This is a genomic window from Streptomyces sp. 2A115 (assembly GCF_052245575.1).
Lineage (GTDB): Bacteria > Actinomycetota > Actinomycetes > Streptomycetales > Streptomycetaceae > Streptomyces.
In genome coordinates this window covers 1-13,087 of the sequence record NZ_JBQQCG010000109.1, presented here as the reverse complement: position 1 = coordinate 13,087, position 13,087 = coordinate 1, and the positions used below count along the sequence as shown (strand labels likewise).

The 13,087-nt window shown below is 69.4% G+C and carries 13 protein-coding genes and 3 pseudogenes; 9 read left to right on the top strand and 7 right to left on the bottom strand.

Features of this window, described 5'->3' with window-relative positions; genetic code table 11:
* Positions 1-19: 19 nt before the first annotated feature.
* Positions 20-454: a VOC family protein gene (locus ACTWQR_RS49635; protein WP_443233939.1), complete on the bottom strand. Its 435-nt coding sequence runs from the start codon at positions 452-454 to the stop codon at positions 20-22.
* A 480-nt stretch (positions 455-934) separates the two neighbouring features.
* Positions 935-1,312, bottom strand: a complete 378-nt coding sequence (locus tag ACTWQR_RS49630; protein ID WP_443233938.1) for a winged helix-turn-helix transcriptional regulator — start codon at positions 1,310-1,312, stop codon at positions 935-937.
* A gap of 74 nt (positions 1,313-1,386) precedes the next feature.
* Between ACTWQR_RS49630 and ACTWQR_RS49625 the strand changes: the two genes are divergently transcribed.
* On the top strand, positions 1,387-2,070 hold the full coding sequence (locus ACTWQR_RS49625) for an NADPH-dependent F420 reductase (protein ID WP_443233937.1): 684 nt from the start codon (positions 1,387-1,389) through the stop codon (positions 2,068-2,070).
* Positions 2,071-2,621: 551 nt separating this feature from the next.
* Here the strand turns inward: ACTWQR_RS49625 and ACTWQR_RS49620 are convergent.
* Together ACTWQR_RS49620 and ACTWQR_RS49615 are read right to left on the bottom strand one after the other, a co-directional pair.
* Positions 2,622-3,275, bottom strand: a complete 654-nt coding sequence (locus tag ACTWQR_RS49620) for a BlaI/MecI/CopY family transcriptional regulator (protein WP_443233936.1) — start codon at positions 3,273-3,275, stop codon at positions 2,622-2,624.
* Between the two features lie 232 nt (positions 3,276-3,507).
* On the bottom strand, positions 3,508-3,696 hold the full coding sequence (locus tag ACTWQR_RS49615) for a hypothetical protein (RefSeq protein WP_443233935.1): 189 nt from the start codon (positions 3,694-3,696) through the stop codon (positions 3,508-3,510).
* A gap of 63 nt (positions 3,697-3,759) precedes the next feature.
* On the opposite strand from ACTWQR_RS49615, the pseudogene ACTWQR_RS49610 reads away from it, so the two are divergent.
* The 3 genes and pseudogenes from ACTWQR_RS49610 to ACTWQR_RS49600 form a co-directional block, all read left to right on the top strand.
* A pseudogene (locus tag ACTWQR_RS49610) lies at positions 3,760-3,903 on the top strand (AraC family transcriptional regulator); the annotation flags it as partial.
* Positions 3,904-4,417: 514 nt separating this feature from the next.
* Positions 4,418-5,038 carry an RNA polymerase sigma factor gene (locus tag ACTWQR_RS49605; protein ID WP_443233934.1) on the top strand — a complete coding sequence of 207 codons (621 nt, stop codon included), beginning with the start codon at positions 4,418-4,420 and terminating at the stop codon, positions 5,036-5,038.
* Positions 5,035-6,081 (top strand): CU044_5270 family protein, encoded by a 1,047-nt coding sequence (locus tag ACTWQR_RS49600; RefSeq protein WP_443233933.1) that lies wholly within the window; start codon positions 5,035-5,037, stop codon positions 6,079-6,081. Before ACTWQR_RS49605 ends, ACTWQR_RS49600 begins: the two co-directional genes overlap by 4 nt.
* A 21-nt stretch (positions 6,082-6,102) precedes the next feature.
* On the opposite strand, the gene ACTWQR_RS49595 is transcribed toward ACTWQR_RS49600, so the two are convergent.
* From ACTWQR_RS49595 to ACTWQR_RS49585, 3 genes are all read right to left on the bottom strand, one after another.
* Positions 6,103-6,897: a hypothetical protein gene (locus ACTWQR_RS49595; protein ID WP_443233932.1), complete on the bottom strand. Its 795-nt coding sequence runs from the start codon at positions 6,895-6,897 to the stop codon at positions 6,103-6,105.
* A complete protein-coding gene (locus ACTWQR_RS49590) occupies positions 6,894-8,555 on the bottom strand; it encodes a serine/threonine-protein kinase (protein WP_443233931.1) in 1,662 nt (553 codons plus the stop codon). The genes ACTWQR_RS49595 and ACTWQR_RS49590 overlap by 4 nt, the downstream gene beginning before the upstream one ends.
* 288 nt (positions 8,556-8,843) lie before the next feature.
* A complete protein-coding gene (locus ACTWQR_RS49585) occupies positions 8,844-9,848 on the bottom strand; it encodes a hypothetical protein (protein ID WP_443233955.1) in 1,005 nt (334 codons plus the stop codon).
* Between ACTWQR_RS49585 and ACTWQR_RS49580 the strand changes: the two are divergent.
* The 5 genes and pseudogenes from ACTWQR_RS49580 to ACTWQR_RS49560 form a co-directional block, all read left to right on the top strand.
* Positions 9,811-9,961 (top strand): annotated as a pseudogene (locus ACTWQR_RS49580) (IS5/IS1182 family transposase); the annotation flags it as partial. The gene ACTWQR_RS49585 and the pseudogene ACTWQR_RS49580 overlap by 38 nt on opposite strands.
* Before the next feature lie 97 nt (positions 9,962-10,058).
* Entirely contained in the window at positions 10,059-11,057 is a 999-nt protein-coding gene (locus ACTWQR_RS49575) for an RNA polymerase subunit sigma-70 (protein WP_443233930.1), read from the top strand.
* Between the two features lie 5 nt (positions 11,058-11,062).
* Positions 11,063-11,359, top strand: a complete 297-nt coding sequence (locus ACTWQR_RS49570) for a hypothetical protein (RefSeq protein WP_443233929.1) — start codon at positions 11,063-11,065, stop codon at positions 11,357-11,359.
* Entirely contained in the window at positions 11,356-11,811 is a 456-nt protein-coding gene (locus ACTWQR_RS49565) for a DUF6069 family protein (protein WP_443233928.1), read from the top strand. Before ACTWQR_RS49570 ends, ACTWQR_RS49565 begins: the two co-directional genes overlap by 4 nt.
* Positions 11,812-12,032: 221 nt before the next feature.
* Positions 12,033-12,872 (top strand): annotated as a pseudogene (locus ACTWQR_RS49560) (transposase); the annotation flags it as partial.
* Positions 12,873-13,087 lie beyond the last annotated feature (215 nt).

The window sequence follows — 13,087 nt, the reverse complement described above, 5'->3', positions numbered from 1 at the left end:
TCGCTGTCGCGGAGGATCCTCAGTCGAGACAGAACTCGTTGCCCTCGATGTCCTGCATCAGGATGCACGACTCGTTGTCGTCATCGGCAAGCAGCGTTCGTACGTGGACCGCACCGAGCGCGACCAGTCGTGCGCATTCGGCCTCTAGTGTGGCGAGGCGCTCTTCACCCACGAGTCCGGTGCCGGCCCGCACGTCGAGATGTACCCGGTTCTTGACGACCTTTCCTTCGGGAACGCGCTGGAACAGCAGGCGCGGGCCCGCACCCGAGGGATCACCGCATGCGAAGTAGGTGACCTGATCCTCAGGCGGCAGCGAGCGATGGTAGTCCTCCCAAGTGGCAAACCCCTTCGGGATCGGCGGTACGACGTACCCCAACACCTCGCACCAAAAATCGGCGAGGCGCGCAGGTTCTGCGCAGTCGAAGGTGACTTGGAACTGCTTGATCGGTGACATCGGCGCACCATAACAGAGGGACTCTGTTGCTCATCTCCCGGCGTGGATACGCATGTTGTTGGGGACAGCTGCTGCTGGCCGATGCCGTGTCGTGAGGTCGCAGGGAGGAACCCATGTCGATGCCTTCAAGGGGTTGCCCGCCGTTCCGGACCAGACCGAGGCCACGGCAGGGCGTTCACGGTGGCGGCGGCCTCGCCGCGTTTCCCGACGGCAGTCTGCCGACCCGGGGCCACTCCTACGGAGACGACTACTCCCGTGTGAGGACCGGAACCGCAACCTCGCCGACCGAGTGGCTCGCCGTATTCACCAAGGCGTTCGCCCCTGAGCTCCCGTGAGGCCGAGCCGCTCGGCCTCCATGTCGGGCAGCGGTCAGGGCTGGGAACGTCCCAGATATATGTGGGAACAGCGACACGAAGCCTTCCTCGCTCAGGGATGTGCACTCATCTGCTGGCGACGTCTGCGCTCACTCTGCTGACCGGTCTAGCACGTAGGCGGAGGGGACTGCGGGTCGGATGTGCATGCCGCTTCCTGGGCTGCCATCACCGCATCGCCGTGCTCGAAGGCCCATGCGCCGACGGCGTCGATGGGCGCCAGCAAGGTCTGGCCCAGAACGGTGAGTTGGTACTCGACCCGTGCTGCGTCGGAGTGTGCCTGCCGGACGACCAGTCCGTTGAACTGCAGCCGCCGCAGAGTCTCGGTGAGGACCTTGGAGCTGATACCGCCGATCCGCTCCCGTAGTTCGACCGGGCGCCTGGGGCCGTCGCGCAGCGCCCAGAGCACCACGGCGTTCCATGTGTTGGAAAGCAGGTCGAAGGCGAGGCGGGCACGGCAGTCGGCGAGCAAGGCGTCGGTCGTCACGTACCAAATGGTGCCCGACAGGCCCTCTAGCGTCGGTGCGAACGGTCGAAGCAGGCACGGAGAGGGAACGCGTGATGAGAATCGGCGTACTGGGAACGGGCAACATGGCCGACGCGCTCGCCACCCACTGGGTGCGGGCCGGGCACCAGGTGACCATCGGGGGACGGGACCCACACAAGGCGGAGCGGCTCGCGACGCGCATCGGAGGCAGCGCGAAGCCTGCCAGTCTGCGTGCGGCGGCAGAGTCCGGCCAGGTGGTGCTGGCCGCGCTGCCCTTCGGGGCGGGAGTAAGCGTGGTACGGGGACTGCGCACGGCCCTGGACGGCAAAGTGCTGCTCGACTGCTCCAACCCGGTCGGGCAGGGCTTCAGGCTGCTGACGGAGGGAGGCCCCTCGGCCGCACAGCGACTGGCCGCGGCAGCACCGGGAGCCCACGTGGTCAAAGCTTTCAACCTATGCCACGAGGACGTGTGGCGCATGCGGCCGCCAGTCTTCGATGGGAGGCCGCTGGCCGTGCCGGTCTGCGGAGACGACGAGAGAGCACTCGCGCGCGTACGCGAGTTGGTGCAGGACGTGGGCTGTGAACCCGTGGCTGGCGGCGGTCTCGAACGTGCGGGACTCCTGGAAGCGACCGCCGCGCTGTTCATCGCGCTGTGGGTCGGCGAGGGAGCGGATGCCCAGGCCATCGCGCCGCCGCTGGCATACGCGGCCGGACTGAGAAACCAGGAATCGGATGACGGAACGGGGGCATTCCCTTAGGGGTTCTCAGGGAAGGAGTGACGCGAGTCGTGAGACCTGACGAGGTTTCCGCCTGGGAGCTGAAGAGCGGCGACACAATCATTGGGGTGCCCTCCGCTCCACAAGGCGACCAGCCTTGGGTTTTGGGTCGGTTTACGCCTGCTGCGGGCTGGGAGGCCGTGCGTCATCTGTTCGAGATGCAAGAGGGGGCGAGGCGAACCGGATTCCCTCGGGACACGGCATGGGCCATCAAGGAGGTCCGAGAGTTGGGCTTGGCACTACACCCCGCAGACGGCGGAGAGGTGTTCAGACCCATGCTCCTCTATATCCAGGGCGAAGTGGCCCGGTTCCGCCTCTGGCCGACGCTGTCCGTCAGCCCGGAATTCGCGTGACAGGAGGGTGGGCCCGGGTGACGGTCATGTCGGGGCTCACCCTTGTGCCCCGACAGATCATCTCCAGCGGCGACCGGTTTGGGATTGCAGGCCTGCAGAGGAGGCCACGGTTCGGGCGCCGTCCGCTCGGCGGTGGCGGTGTGGTCGGTGCCTCGATGGTGGTCCTGCAGCGGATGTCGGTCAGGCGGTGGCCGGGTCTGTCTGTTCTGCCAGGGCGGCGGTCGGCTCGGGCTCGGCTGTCGTGTAGTAGACGGAGGAGCCTTGCTTGCTGCGTTGGACGTGGCTCTTGGCGACGAGGTTTTCGAGTGTGGTGCGCACGACGGTGGTCTTGATGGCGCGGTCGGGATGGGCCTGGCCGAGCGTGGTGGCGACTTCCGCCGCGGAGCGGGGTTCGCTCTGATCAGCGAGGTGGCGCCGGATGAGCTCGACGAGGGTGGGCCCGGTCGCCTTCGCGGCCGTGCCTGTCGTCTTGGGCGCGGCTGCGGGCTTCTTGGATGCCGGTTTCGTGGCTGCTTTGCCGTCCTGCGCAGCGGGGGCCTTCTTCGCCCGTGCCTGCTTGCCCGCACCGGGCTTGGTGCCGGTCTTCTGCCGCGGTACCGAGGGCGCTGCGGCCTCTTCGACGGCGGGCTGTGTCGCCGGGCTCGCGACGCCGAGCGTCTTTTGCAAGTGGGTCAACACGGTGTGGTCGTGCTGCAGGGCGCGCAGTTGTTCCTGCAGCGCGTCGACTTCCGCCGTGATGCGTTCCTGCTCCTTGGCGTTGAGCTCGAGGTCACCGGCCACCTGGGCGGTGTACTGCGAGGTCAGTTCGGTGGTGGGGGTCTGGCTGTCAGGCATGGTGCTGGCCTTTCCTTGGGGTCGCGGCCGCGGGCTGAAGGAACCCGCAAACTGGGGCCTGGGCGGCGAGGTGCTCCCGTTGACGTCGATGGTGCTGGGGGTGGGCCTCGACTGCTGTGGGGCGTCCCCGTGTTGCGATAGTACGGACAGACAGCGTCGGTTGTTCCTCTCGGGTGATGTCTTGCGCTCCGCCGCACTGTCATCTGGGAACTGCAGTCAGGGCGGTCGGTGCTCACCGGGCGTGCTGCGGTGTGCTGTTGGGGCAGGTTTCCAGAGAGTCTCGTGGGTTTCCGGGGCGTGCTGCCAGGCGGCCGGTGTGTGTGCTGCGGCCGGCCGCGCGCAGCGGCGGGTTCTCCGCGTCCACGATCTCCAGCAGGGCGGGGCCGACGGCCTTGTGGTCGCCCATGTCGGTCAGGTCCATGTTGGCGGCCAAGGCCGTGCGGGCGTCGTCGTGGAGCGGATTCGGTTCGGTGTGACGGGCTGAGATGCCGGGTCCACGGTCGGCTCGATCGCCCGGAAGGTCGGCTACGCCAACACCTTCGCGCTGAGCGTCGCGTTCAAGCGCCTGCGCGGCATCAGCCCGACCGAGCACCGGGCCACAGCACCAACGCCGAGACCCAGGCGATGAGACAGGGAAACCGGCGCCGACTGCGGACGCTTGGACTGCACAGCCTCCATACCGCCCTCCCGTCGGCGTGCCAGCGGTAGGCGGATCCGCGGAGAGCGCCGCCGCAGAGCTGCTCCCCGCGGCCACGTCATGTCCTGAGCGAGTAACTCTGCGGCCTCGGGCAGTACTTGCTTCACCAGTCGCCGCTTGCTTCGCGGTCGAGCCGCCTCCGTCGAGACACCGCATGTCACGGGAGTACGCCCACTCGCAAGACCACGATCACCGCGAACGGAGAACCGGCGGATACTCGTCCAGCGCGGCGATGAGAGCGGGGTGGAGCGATCTGCCGGTGGTCGCGGCCCGTAGCCCGTCCCTCGTCGGAACCGAGCGCGGCTTCGAAGGACTCCATGCAGTTGCCGACCTCGAGATCCTCCAAGTCTTCCGGACCCGCGTTAGCGGTGTGGCGGAGGCCACAGGAACTCCGCCAGGTCCGCGGAGAGTAGTGAGTGTGAGGCAAACAGAACCATCGGAGTCGATGCGTGGGCGCATCCGGGCTGGGGACCGTGCGGCATTCGCCGACCTGTACGACGAGCACGCGCGGGCGGTTTACAGCCATGCTCTGCGCCTGACCGGCAACTGGTCGGAGGCCGAGGAGGCCATGTCCGAGACGTTCCTCGCCGCCTGGCGTGCCCGGGAGGCGGTGGAGCCGGAGGGCGGTTCACTCAAGCCCTGGCTGCTCGGCATCGCCACGCACAAGGCGCACAACGCCAACCGTGGGCTGGGCCGACGGCTCGCCTTCCTGGCGCGCAGCCCCGAACCCCGTCCCGTCGAGGACTTCGCGGAGGAGACGGTCGGCCGGATCGATGACGCCCGCCGTCTGGCGGTGGTTCACGAGGCGCTGGGCCGGTTGCGCCGCCAGGACCGGGAGGTGTTCGCCCTGTGCGTGTCGGCCGGTCTGGACTACCAGCAGGCCGCTGAGGCGCTCGGCATCCCGGTCGGCACCGTGCGGTCGCGGCTGTCGCGCGCACGGGCGCGGCTTGCCCGGATCAGCTCCGGGCAACTCGACCGCGCGGAGGCGGAACCGCGGGGCCCTCGCGGAGAGAAGGACAGTGAGGCCGCGCTCGCGGCCACGTTTCTGCAGGAGGAAACCGGATGAACAACAGCGATCCGTCGCGCGCCGCTTCCGCCGGGAGTGAGACCGAGGAGTTGTTGTCGGCTCCGGCCGAATGGGACCTCCCGCCGGACAGACACCTCTACTACAAGGACATTCTGATGCAGCACATCGACCACGACCGCACCCCTTCCGTCCAGGCGCACCCGGCACCACGCCGTCGACTGTTGCGTGGAGTCGTGTTGTTGCCCCTCGCGTCGATGGCGCTGGCTGGAGCGCTGATCGTCACGCTCTCCGGCGGTGACGACACCTCGGCCCCGGCGACCCGGGCCGTCGGCGCCAACAGTGCCTCCGCCGTTCTCAACCGGATCGCCGTAGCAGCCATGGCAACCGACGCGACGCCCGTGAAGGAGGGGCAGTTCGTGTACGTCGAGAGCCTGACCCGCTCCAACGAGGGCACTCTCGACGGTCCCGTGCGGCTCAGTGCCCTGCACAAGCGGGAGGTCTGGACGTCGCAGGATCCCGGCCCCGTCACCAGGACCGGGTGGATTCGCGAATCCGGCAAGGGCTCCGTGATGCCCGGTCAGATGGTCCCCGTCGAGTCCTCCGATCCCGTTCCGGCGGGCACCGACCACCCCACGTACAAGTGGCTGGCCTCACTTCCCACCGATCCGGACGCGCTGCTCCAACTGCTCTACGCCCAGACCAGGGTGGACGAAGGCGAGTCGAAGGAGCAGGCCGTCTTCTCCACGATCGGCGACCTGGTGAGCGAAACGATCATGCCGTCAGCGAACGCCTCCGCGTTCTACAAGGCGGCCGCGAAGATCCCCGGCGTGCAGGAGATCCCCGACGCCGTCGATGCCGCCGGCCGTCACGGCATCGCCGTGACACGCGAAGACGCCTCCTCCGCGACCCGTGACGAATGGATCTTCGACAGGGACAGCCTGGCTTTCCTCGGCTCACGCTCGTACATCACCAAGGACGAGGGAAAGGGGATCACCTCCGACACGCTGTTCGGGACCAGCGCCGTCATGGAGCGCACGGTCGTCGACCAGCACGGCAAGGCACCTGCACGGACCGGCAGTTGACCTGCGCCATGCCGGGTCTCGTCAGGGGCAGTCGTACGTGAAGTGGGTGGTGACCGTGCGGTGGGCGGGGGACTGGATCCGTAGTTCGGCCTCTGCCGTGTAGTGGCCCTTGCCCTGGAATGTCCACTGCAGGTGCAGACGTGCCTGTGTCTGGCCCTGGACCACCACTTCGCGCAGGACGCCCGAGGCGGTGCCGTCACTTCGCGTCCAGCGGTAGGAGAGTGTGCCCGGCCGGCCGTTCGTGGAGACGAGGGCGACTATGTCCGCTGTGCCGTCGCATCCCAGATCCGTCGGCCGGGCAGTGACCGCTGCCGTGCGCACCTCGACGGAGGGCCCGAGGCGCTGCCAGGCGAGGACGGCGATGACCGCGATCAGCACCAGCGCGGGCAGAGCGTGTCTTCGCAGACGTCGGCGTGGGGGCTCGAGAGGTGGCGGCACCGAGGGCAGCGTCCTGTGGGTACGGTGCGCGACAGCGGCCGTCACCCCCGGGCCGAAACGCAGCACGGTGCCTTCAACGCGATCCGGCCGCGTCGTCGGTGTCGGTGTCGGCAGGGTCTCCGCGGAGGGCCGCCCGACCAGGGTGGCGTCCGGTTCGGGCCGTTGGATCCAGTGGCTGGCCAACACCGTGGCGCTGTACTGGGCGTCGGCGGAACCGGGATCGTCGCTCGGGGCGTTTTCGTCGGTGGGGCCGAGGTGGAGGGTGGAGGTGTGGTCGTCGGCCGGGTCGAGCACCCGGGTTTCGTCGGCGGAGCCGAGCACTTGGGTGGGTTCCCGGTCCTCGGCAGACGCGGGAGTGCGGTCGTTGAGAGCGCTCATCGGATGACACACCGCCTGGTCAGAAGCTGCTGCGAGGCGCCGCCGTCGGCAGAGACCGGAGTGGTCGTGGCCTGCACCGCCCAGTAACAGCCGGTGCCCTGGAACGTGTGGTCGATGGTGAGCGCGTACTGGGTGGCGCCGCTGCGCTCGAACGTCTGGGACGCACCATCCGGGGCGCCGAGCAGTCCCCCGGTGTCGCCCGTGGACCACGAGACGGTGATGGAGATCGGCCCGGTGCCGTCCGTGGTGATGTCGATCGTTGCCGTGCCGGTCGTCGGACCCGTCTGCCGGAAGCCCGACACCGCGACGTCCTTGACGGCGGGAGTTGCCGGCGGGGTGGGAGCGGCCGGCGACGTGGGGGCAGCGGTCGTCGGCGTCGCCTCGGTGGTCGCCGCGCTCGGTGTCGTCGTCTCAGGGGCCGGGTCCGTGGTGGCGGCGGATGCCGAGGGCTCGCCGGTGCCGGCCGTCGCCGAGTCCGAGGGCGACAGGCTGGGTGACACGGTGGACGTCGGGGGCGGCGGGGACGAGTTCGCCGACGCGGTTGGCGGAGCTATGAGCTCTCCCGACTCCACGCCGGGCTGGGCTCTGGTGGTGGCCAGGGCCTGCGCCGCCTGCTGCGGATCCGTTCCCAGCGGGGCGTGCTGGATGCCGTACGTAAGGAGGACCGCCAGAAGCACGGCCGCACCGGCCACCAGCATCCCTGGCCGGCCGGGACGCCACGACCGCGCCCAGCCGACGCCCGGTTCGCTCAGGACCGTGCGTGCGGTGTCCGTGGTGGTTCGCGGGGCGCGGGCCGAGGGCAACAGCAGGGGCAGTAGGGCCACCAGCGCGGCGAGCCGGCCGCGGCCGCGTTCCTCCCAGTCGGGCCCGTAGGCGGCGCCGGCAACCGCCTCCAGTTCCGTGACGAACTCCTCGGCGTGTCTGGGCCGTTGCTGCGGATCCTTGGCCAGACCGCGCCGGACCAGCTCCCGCACCGCCTCGGGGGCCTCCTCGGTGGGGACGGGCGCGTCGACGTGCTGCAGTGCGAGTTCGGCGAGATTGTCACCCGAGTACGGCTTGTGGCCCGTCAGGCACTCGAAGAACGTGGCCGTGGCCGCGTACACGTCGGCGGCGGGAGAGGCAGGCGCACCGGTCCACTGCTCAGGGGCCATGTAGGCGGGGGTTCCCGCCACGCCGACGGTGGTGCCGGTGTCCACCGCGATCCCGAAGTCGACCAGCTTGGACGATCCGTCCGGCATGACCAGGACGTTCGCCGGTTTGTAGTCGCGGTGGACGACACCGATGCGGTGCGCGTCGGCCAGGCCGAGCAACGACCCCTTGAGGACCACGAGCGCGGCCTCGGGATCGAGCGGACTCTCCCGGGCCAGCAGGGTCCGCAACGAGACACCGTCCACCAGCTCCATCACGATGGCGGCACCGTCCGGGCTCTCGACGTACTCGTACAGCCCGGTGACGTACGGGCTCTCCAGGCCGCCGAGTAGCCGCGCCTCCGCCCTGAACTCGAGTACGAAGCCCGGTCGGGTGCGCAGTGATTCGCTGAGGTACTTCACCGCGACCGGAACGCCCGTCTCCTCGTGCACGGCCAGGACGACCCGCCCGCTCGCCCCTGATCCGAGCTCCAGTGACTCGGTGTATCCGGGTACTCCCCATGTGTTCATCCCAGCCCCCCAAGGCCGCACGTGCTACCGGAGACTCGCCCGCCCCGGAGCTTCGGCCACGCGTCCAAAGACACGTTTTCAGCCACTGCGGTTGCGGTGCGGCATCCGGTATCCCCGTTCCGGACACCGGTAGCCGGGATATCGGAGGGAGCACCACTGGATAGTGCCTCAGAACCTGTACAGATCGACCCGGAACGCCGGTAACAGTCCGGCGCACGGCCCGCGTCCCACGCGGGTGCGCGACCGGTCCGGCCCGTTTCCTGCCGCTTTGCCGCTGCTGAGGGTGAATCACGGGTGGCTGAAACGATCACACGGATCAAGCGGAGGCGCCACCGGTGACCGGAATTCCGCCCCCAGAAAGAGAGCGGCACCAGGCCGTCGACCTCGTGGTGGCGGCCCCGAGCCCGACAGCGCAGTACCGTTCATCCACGCGCTCTGCCCGCCGGTCCTCGCAGCTCGTGCCCGCAGTGTGCCTGTAAGGCCCGTAAGACCCGTAAGGCCCGTAAGAGCAGACAAGCGCGGTCCACGGCGATACGACCAGACCCGCGCAAGCGCATCGCACGCGGTGGGCACGAGGGCCGGGTCCTTCCCGGCCTCTACGTCGTCGACCGTGGCGCGCAGCATGCGGCGCACCATCACCACACCGCGCTCGGAGGTCGCCAGTGTCTCCTCGGAGTGCAGGGTGATCGGGCCCCGGGAGCCGTGGGGCCTCGATGTCCCTTGGTACTTGCGGAGGTCGTCCTCGGCCATCTCCCAGAACATCTGGCAGCAGCGGATGCCGTCGTCCTCGATGCGCCCGTACAACAGGCTGCTGCCGCGGTGCGCGCACCGCTCATAGAGCACGCCGGCGCGGCCCTGCCCGACACCGTGCCTGCGGCGGCGCAGGCGACCGACCCCGGGCCGCAGCAGCGCAGTGGAACACTCCCCGATGGCACCGCGTACGCAATCCGGATACCGGCGAACTGGAACGGCACGGTGGTCAACGACCTCGACGCCGTCGTCAATCTCGCTCATGCGACGCCGCGCGCCCAGTTCTTCCTTGACCACGGCTACGCCTACGCGGGCACGGACTGTCGTCCTGACCGCACCTATCACTTCGATCCGCGCGCACAGCGCGACGAACAGGCGCAGGTGCTCGATATCTTCACGGCGGAGTTCGGCACGCCGCGGCATGCCATCCAGTTCGGCTGCTCCGGAGGCGGCGGGGTGGCACTCGGTGTGGCCGCCCTTCTCGTGGGCGTCTTTCAACCCGGCTGCCCGGATCCGCTGCCGCGGCGAACGCGCCGTCGCCACCCTCAAGACCTGGAAAATCCTGATCACGCTGCGCCGGGGCCCTCTCGGACGACCGCAATGGTGCAGGCCGCCTCGTTCTCCACCACGTCGAAAAACCGACCTACCAAGGATGAGAAACGCTCAGCCGTGCCGACCGACCCCAGTGATGAGTTTTCGCGCCCGCAGCCGTCATACCTACGACGGGACACGATGAGGCGGAAGGATGACGTGATGAGTGCGGACACGCGGCTGGAGGAGCTGGGCGTGAGCGGGCTGAGCGAGGTCGACGAGCCGGCGTTCTCGGGGCTGGCGGAGCGGCACCGGCGGGAGCTGCACGTGCACTGCTACCGGATGCTCGGGTCGTTCGAGGACGCCGAGGACACGGTGCAGGAAACGTTCCTCCGTGCCTGGCGGCGGCGGGAGACCTTCGAGGGGCGGTCGACGTTCCGGGCCTGGCTGTACCGGATCGCCACCAACGCCTGCCTTGACCTGCTCGCCAAGTACCGCCCGGAGCCTGCGACCGGCGGCGAGGTGCTGTGGCTGCAGCCCTACCCGGACCGGCTGCTCGACGAGCTGCCCGCAGGCGACGCGGACGAGCCGGAGACGGTCGCCGTCGCGCGGGAGACGATCGAGCTGGCGTACCTGGTCGCAGTCCAGCACCTCGCGCCGCGCCCGCGGGCCGTGCTGATCCTGCGCGACGTGCTCGGCTGGCCGGCGAAGGACGTCGCGGAGCTCCTCGGGGACTCCGTCAACTCCGTGAACAGCGCGCTGCAGCGGGCCCGCGCCGGCATGCGGGAGCACCTGCCCGCCGAGCGGCAGGACTGGACCGGCGGCGAACAGGACGCCGGGACGCGCGAGCTGGTGCGCCGCTTCACCGACGCCAGCGTGGCCACGGACGTCAACGGCCTCGCCGCACTCCTGCGGGACGACGTCCGCTGCTCGATGCCGCCCACGCCGGGCCTGTACGTCGGCCGCGACGCGGTGGTGAACGACTGGGTCGAGGACGGCTTCGAGGGCATGAAGGGCCTGCGCGGCGTCCCCACCGCCGTGAACCGGCAGCCCGCCGTCGCCTTCTACCTCTGGCGGGAGCAGGAGGGCGCGTACCTGCCGCTGACGCTCGACGTTCTGCGCGTCACCGGCGGGGCGATCACCGAGATCGTCACGTTCCACGACGACCAGTTCCCGCGGCTCGGGCTACCGGAGCTCCTGCCGGCGGACGGCACGGAGTAGTCCCGGTGCGGACGCTCACGCTGCATGGTGGCGCGCGTGTCGCGGTGGTCGCGGCGGAGTGGAACGGCGCGTTCGGCGTCGTCACCCGCGGGCGGGTGCAGCTGGAGCTGCGCGACGGTGAGCCCGGGCCGGTCCTCGGACGCGACGCCGGGTTCTGGCTCCGCGGCACCGGCGTCCGCGCCCTGCGGAACCCCGGCCGTCGCACGGCGAGGGTGCGCATCGTCACCCCCAGGGCCAAGACCGTCACATGCCAGTCAACACACCCCGTACGCCGGTTGCCGAATGACGGAGGAACGACATGAACAGCATGAATGACACGGGGGTCGGCGCAGGCCCGGCATCGGGCCAGACCAGCCACACCAACCGACTCCGCGGGCTCGCCGGCACCGGCTTCATTGCCACGCTCGCGGCGATGGTGGCCACCACCCTCGCCGCGGCGCTTGCCCAGGCCGTTGGCGTCGACTTCGAGGTCCCCGAGGGTGGCGAGACGATCCCGTTGTCCGGGCTCGCCGTGGTGACCGGCTTCTTCTCGGTCGTGGGCGTCGTCATTGCCGTCGCTCTTCTTCGTTGGAGCGCTCGCCCCGCCGAGCGATTCGTGTGGACGGCAGTGTCGCTGACCGTGATCTCGTTGGTGCCGCCCCTTCTCTCCGGGGCAAACACCGCCACCACCATCGCCCTCCTCGGGCTACACCTCGTCCCTGCGACGGTGATGATCCCCACCCTGGCGCGGAGCCTCCGCACCCGGACCGATTGACGATCCCGCAACGGGACGATGCTCGGATTCAACCGGTCAGAGCAACACTGCTGGTTGAGGACCGTTTACGTGGCGAGACTGGGTCGGCCGGGGATGTCGACGAGAGGAAGGCCGACTTGTGGCGGCGTGGAGGGCTGGGGGAGTCGATCGGCGTCATCCCAAGGTAGACCGGCAAGCCGCCCGGCTCGGTGTTCACCGCACTCAAGCACCACGGAGGGATCGCTCCCGGACCCGCAAGGCGCGCGCTCCGTGATCGCAGCCGATCCGCTGGGCGCCGCCTGAAGGAGATCTCCCGCACGCTGCCACGGCGTACCGGCCAGGCGCTGGGGGAGATCGACCGGCTGACCGGCGAGATCGCGACCGTGGCCCACGCGACATTGCGAGACGTTGCAGCGGTGGAGCGCAACGCCCGTCGCGCGCTGGGCAAACAGCCCTCGGGGCAGCTGACGCACCTGGTCGGTGAGCCGGCCGAGACCGTGGCGGGCACTCGCCGGCTGCTGGAGCAGACGGCTTTGCGGCTGGCGTAGATCCGCACGATTCCCGACCGGCTGGTGTCGTTGGCCGACCCCGATGCCCGGCCGATCCGCAAGGGCAAGCCCCAGCATCCCACTCAGTTCGGTTACACCGCCCTGGTCGCCGAGGATGAACGCGGCTTCGTCGTCGACCACCAGGTCAACCGCGGGAACCCGCCCGACGCACCGCAACTTGTGCCCTCGGTCGAGCGGGTGGCCACGCTGACTGGCCGACCGCCCGGCACCGTCGTCGCCGACCGCGGCTTCGGCACCGCCGCCAACGACCGGGTGTTGGCCGAACTCGGCGTCCAGCGGATCGGCCTCCAACGCAACGGAACACCGGGAAAGGCACGACGCGAGCACGAGCGCACCCGCCCGTTCCGCCGGATGCGGAACTGGAGAGTCGGCATCGAAGCCCGCATCAGCCACCTCAAACGCAGCTTCGGCTTCCGCCGCACCCGGTTGCGCCGCCTGGCAGGCGCACAGACCTGGGCCGGACTCGGGATCTTCGCCTACAACCTCCACCGGATGACCGTCAGCGGCCGGTGAGGACGCAACTACCCCGGGCCCCGACACAGGAGCGAGCCCACAGCAACCGGCCTGCCACCAGGCCAAACCCTTTTTCAGGGGCAAGTAGCTAGTAGGGCTTGGTCAGGTCGGTTGAGGTGGTGCGTGTCCTTCCGGCCCGGTGTGGCGTTGAGTGTGTGTGACTCCGGACGAGATTGCTGTGGTGCGTGGTGAGTTGGAGGCGTTCGCGGCGGAGG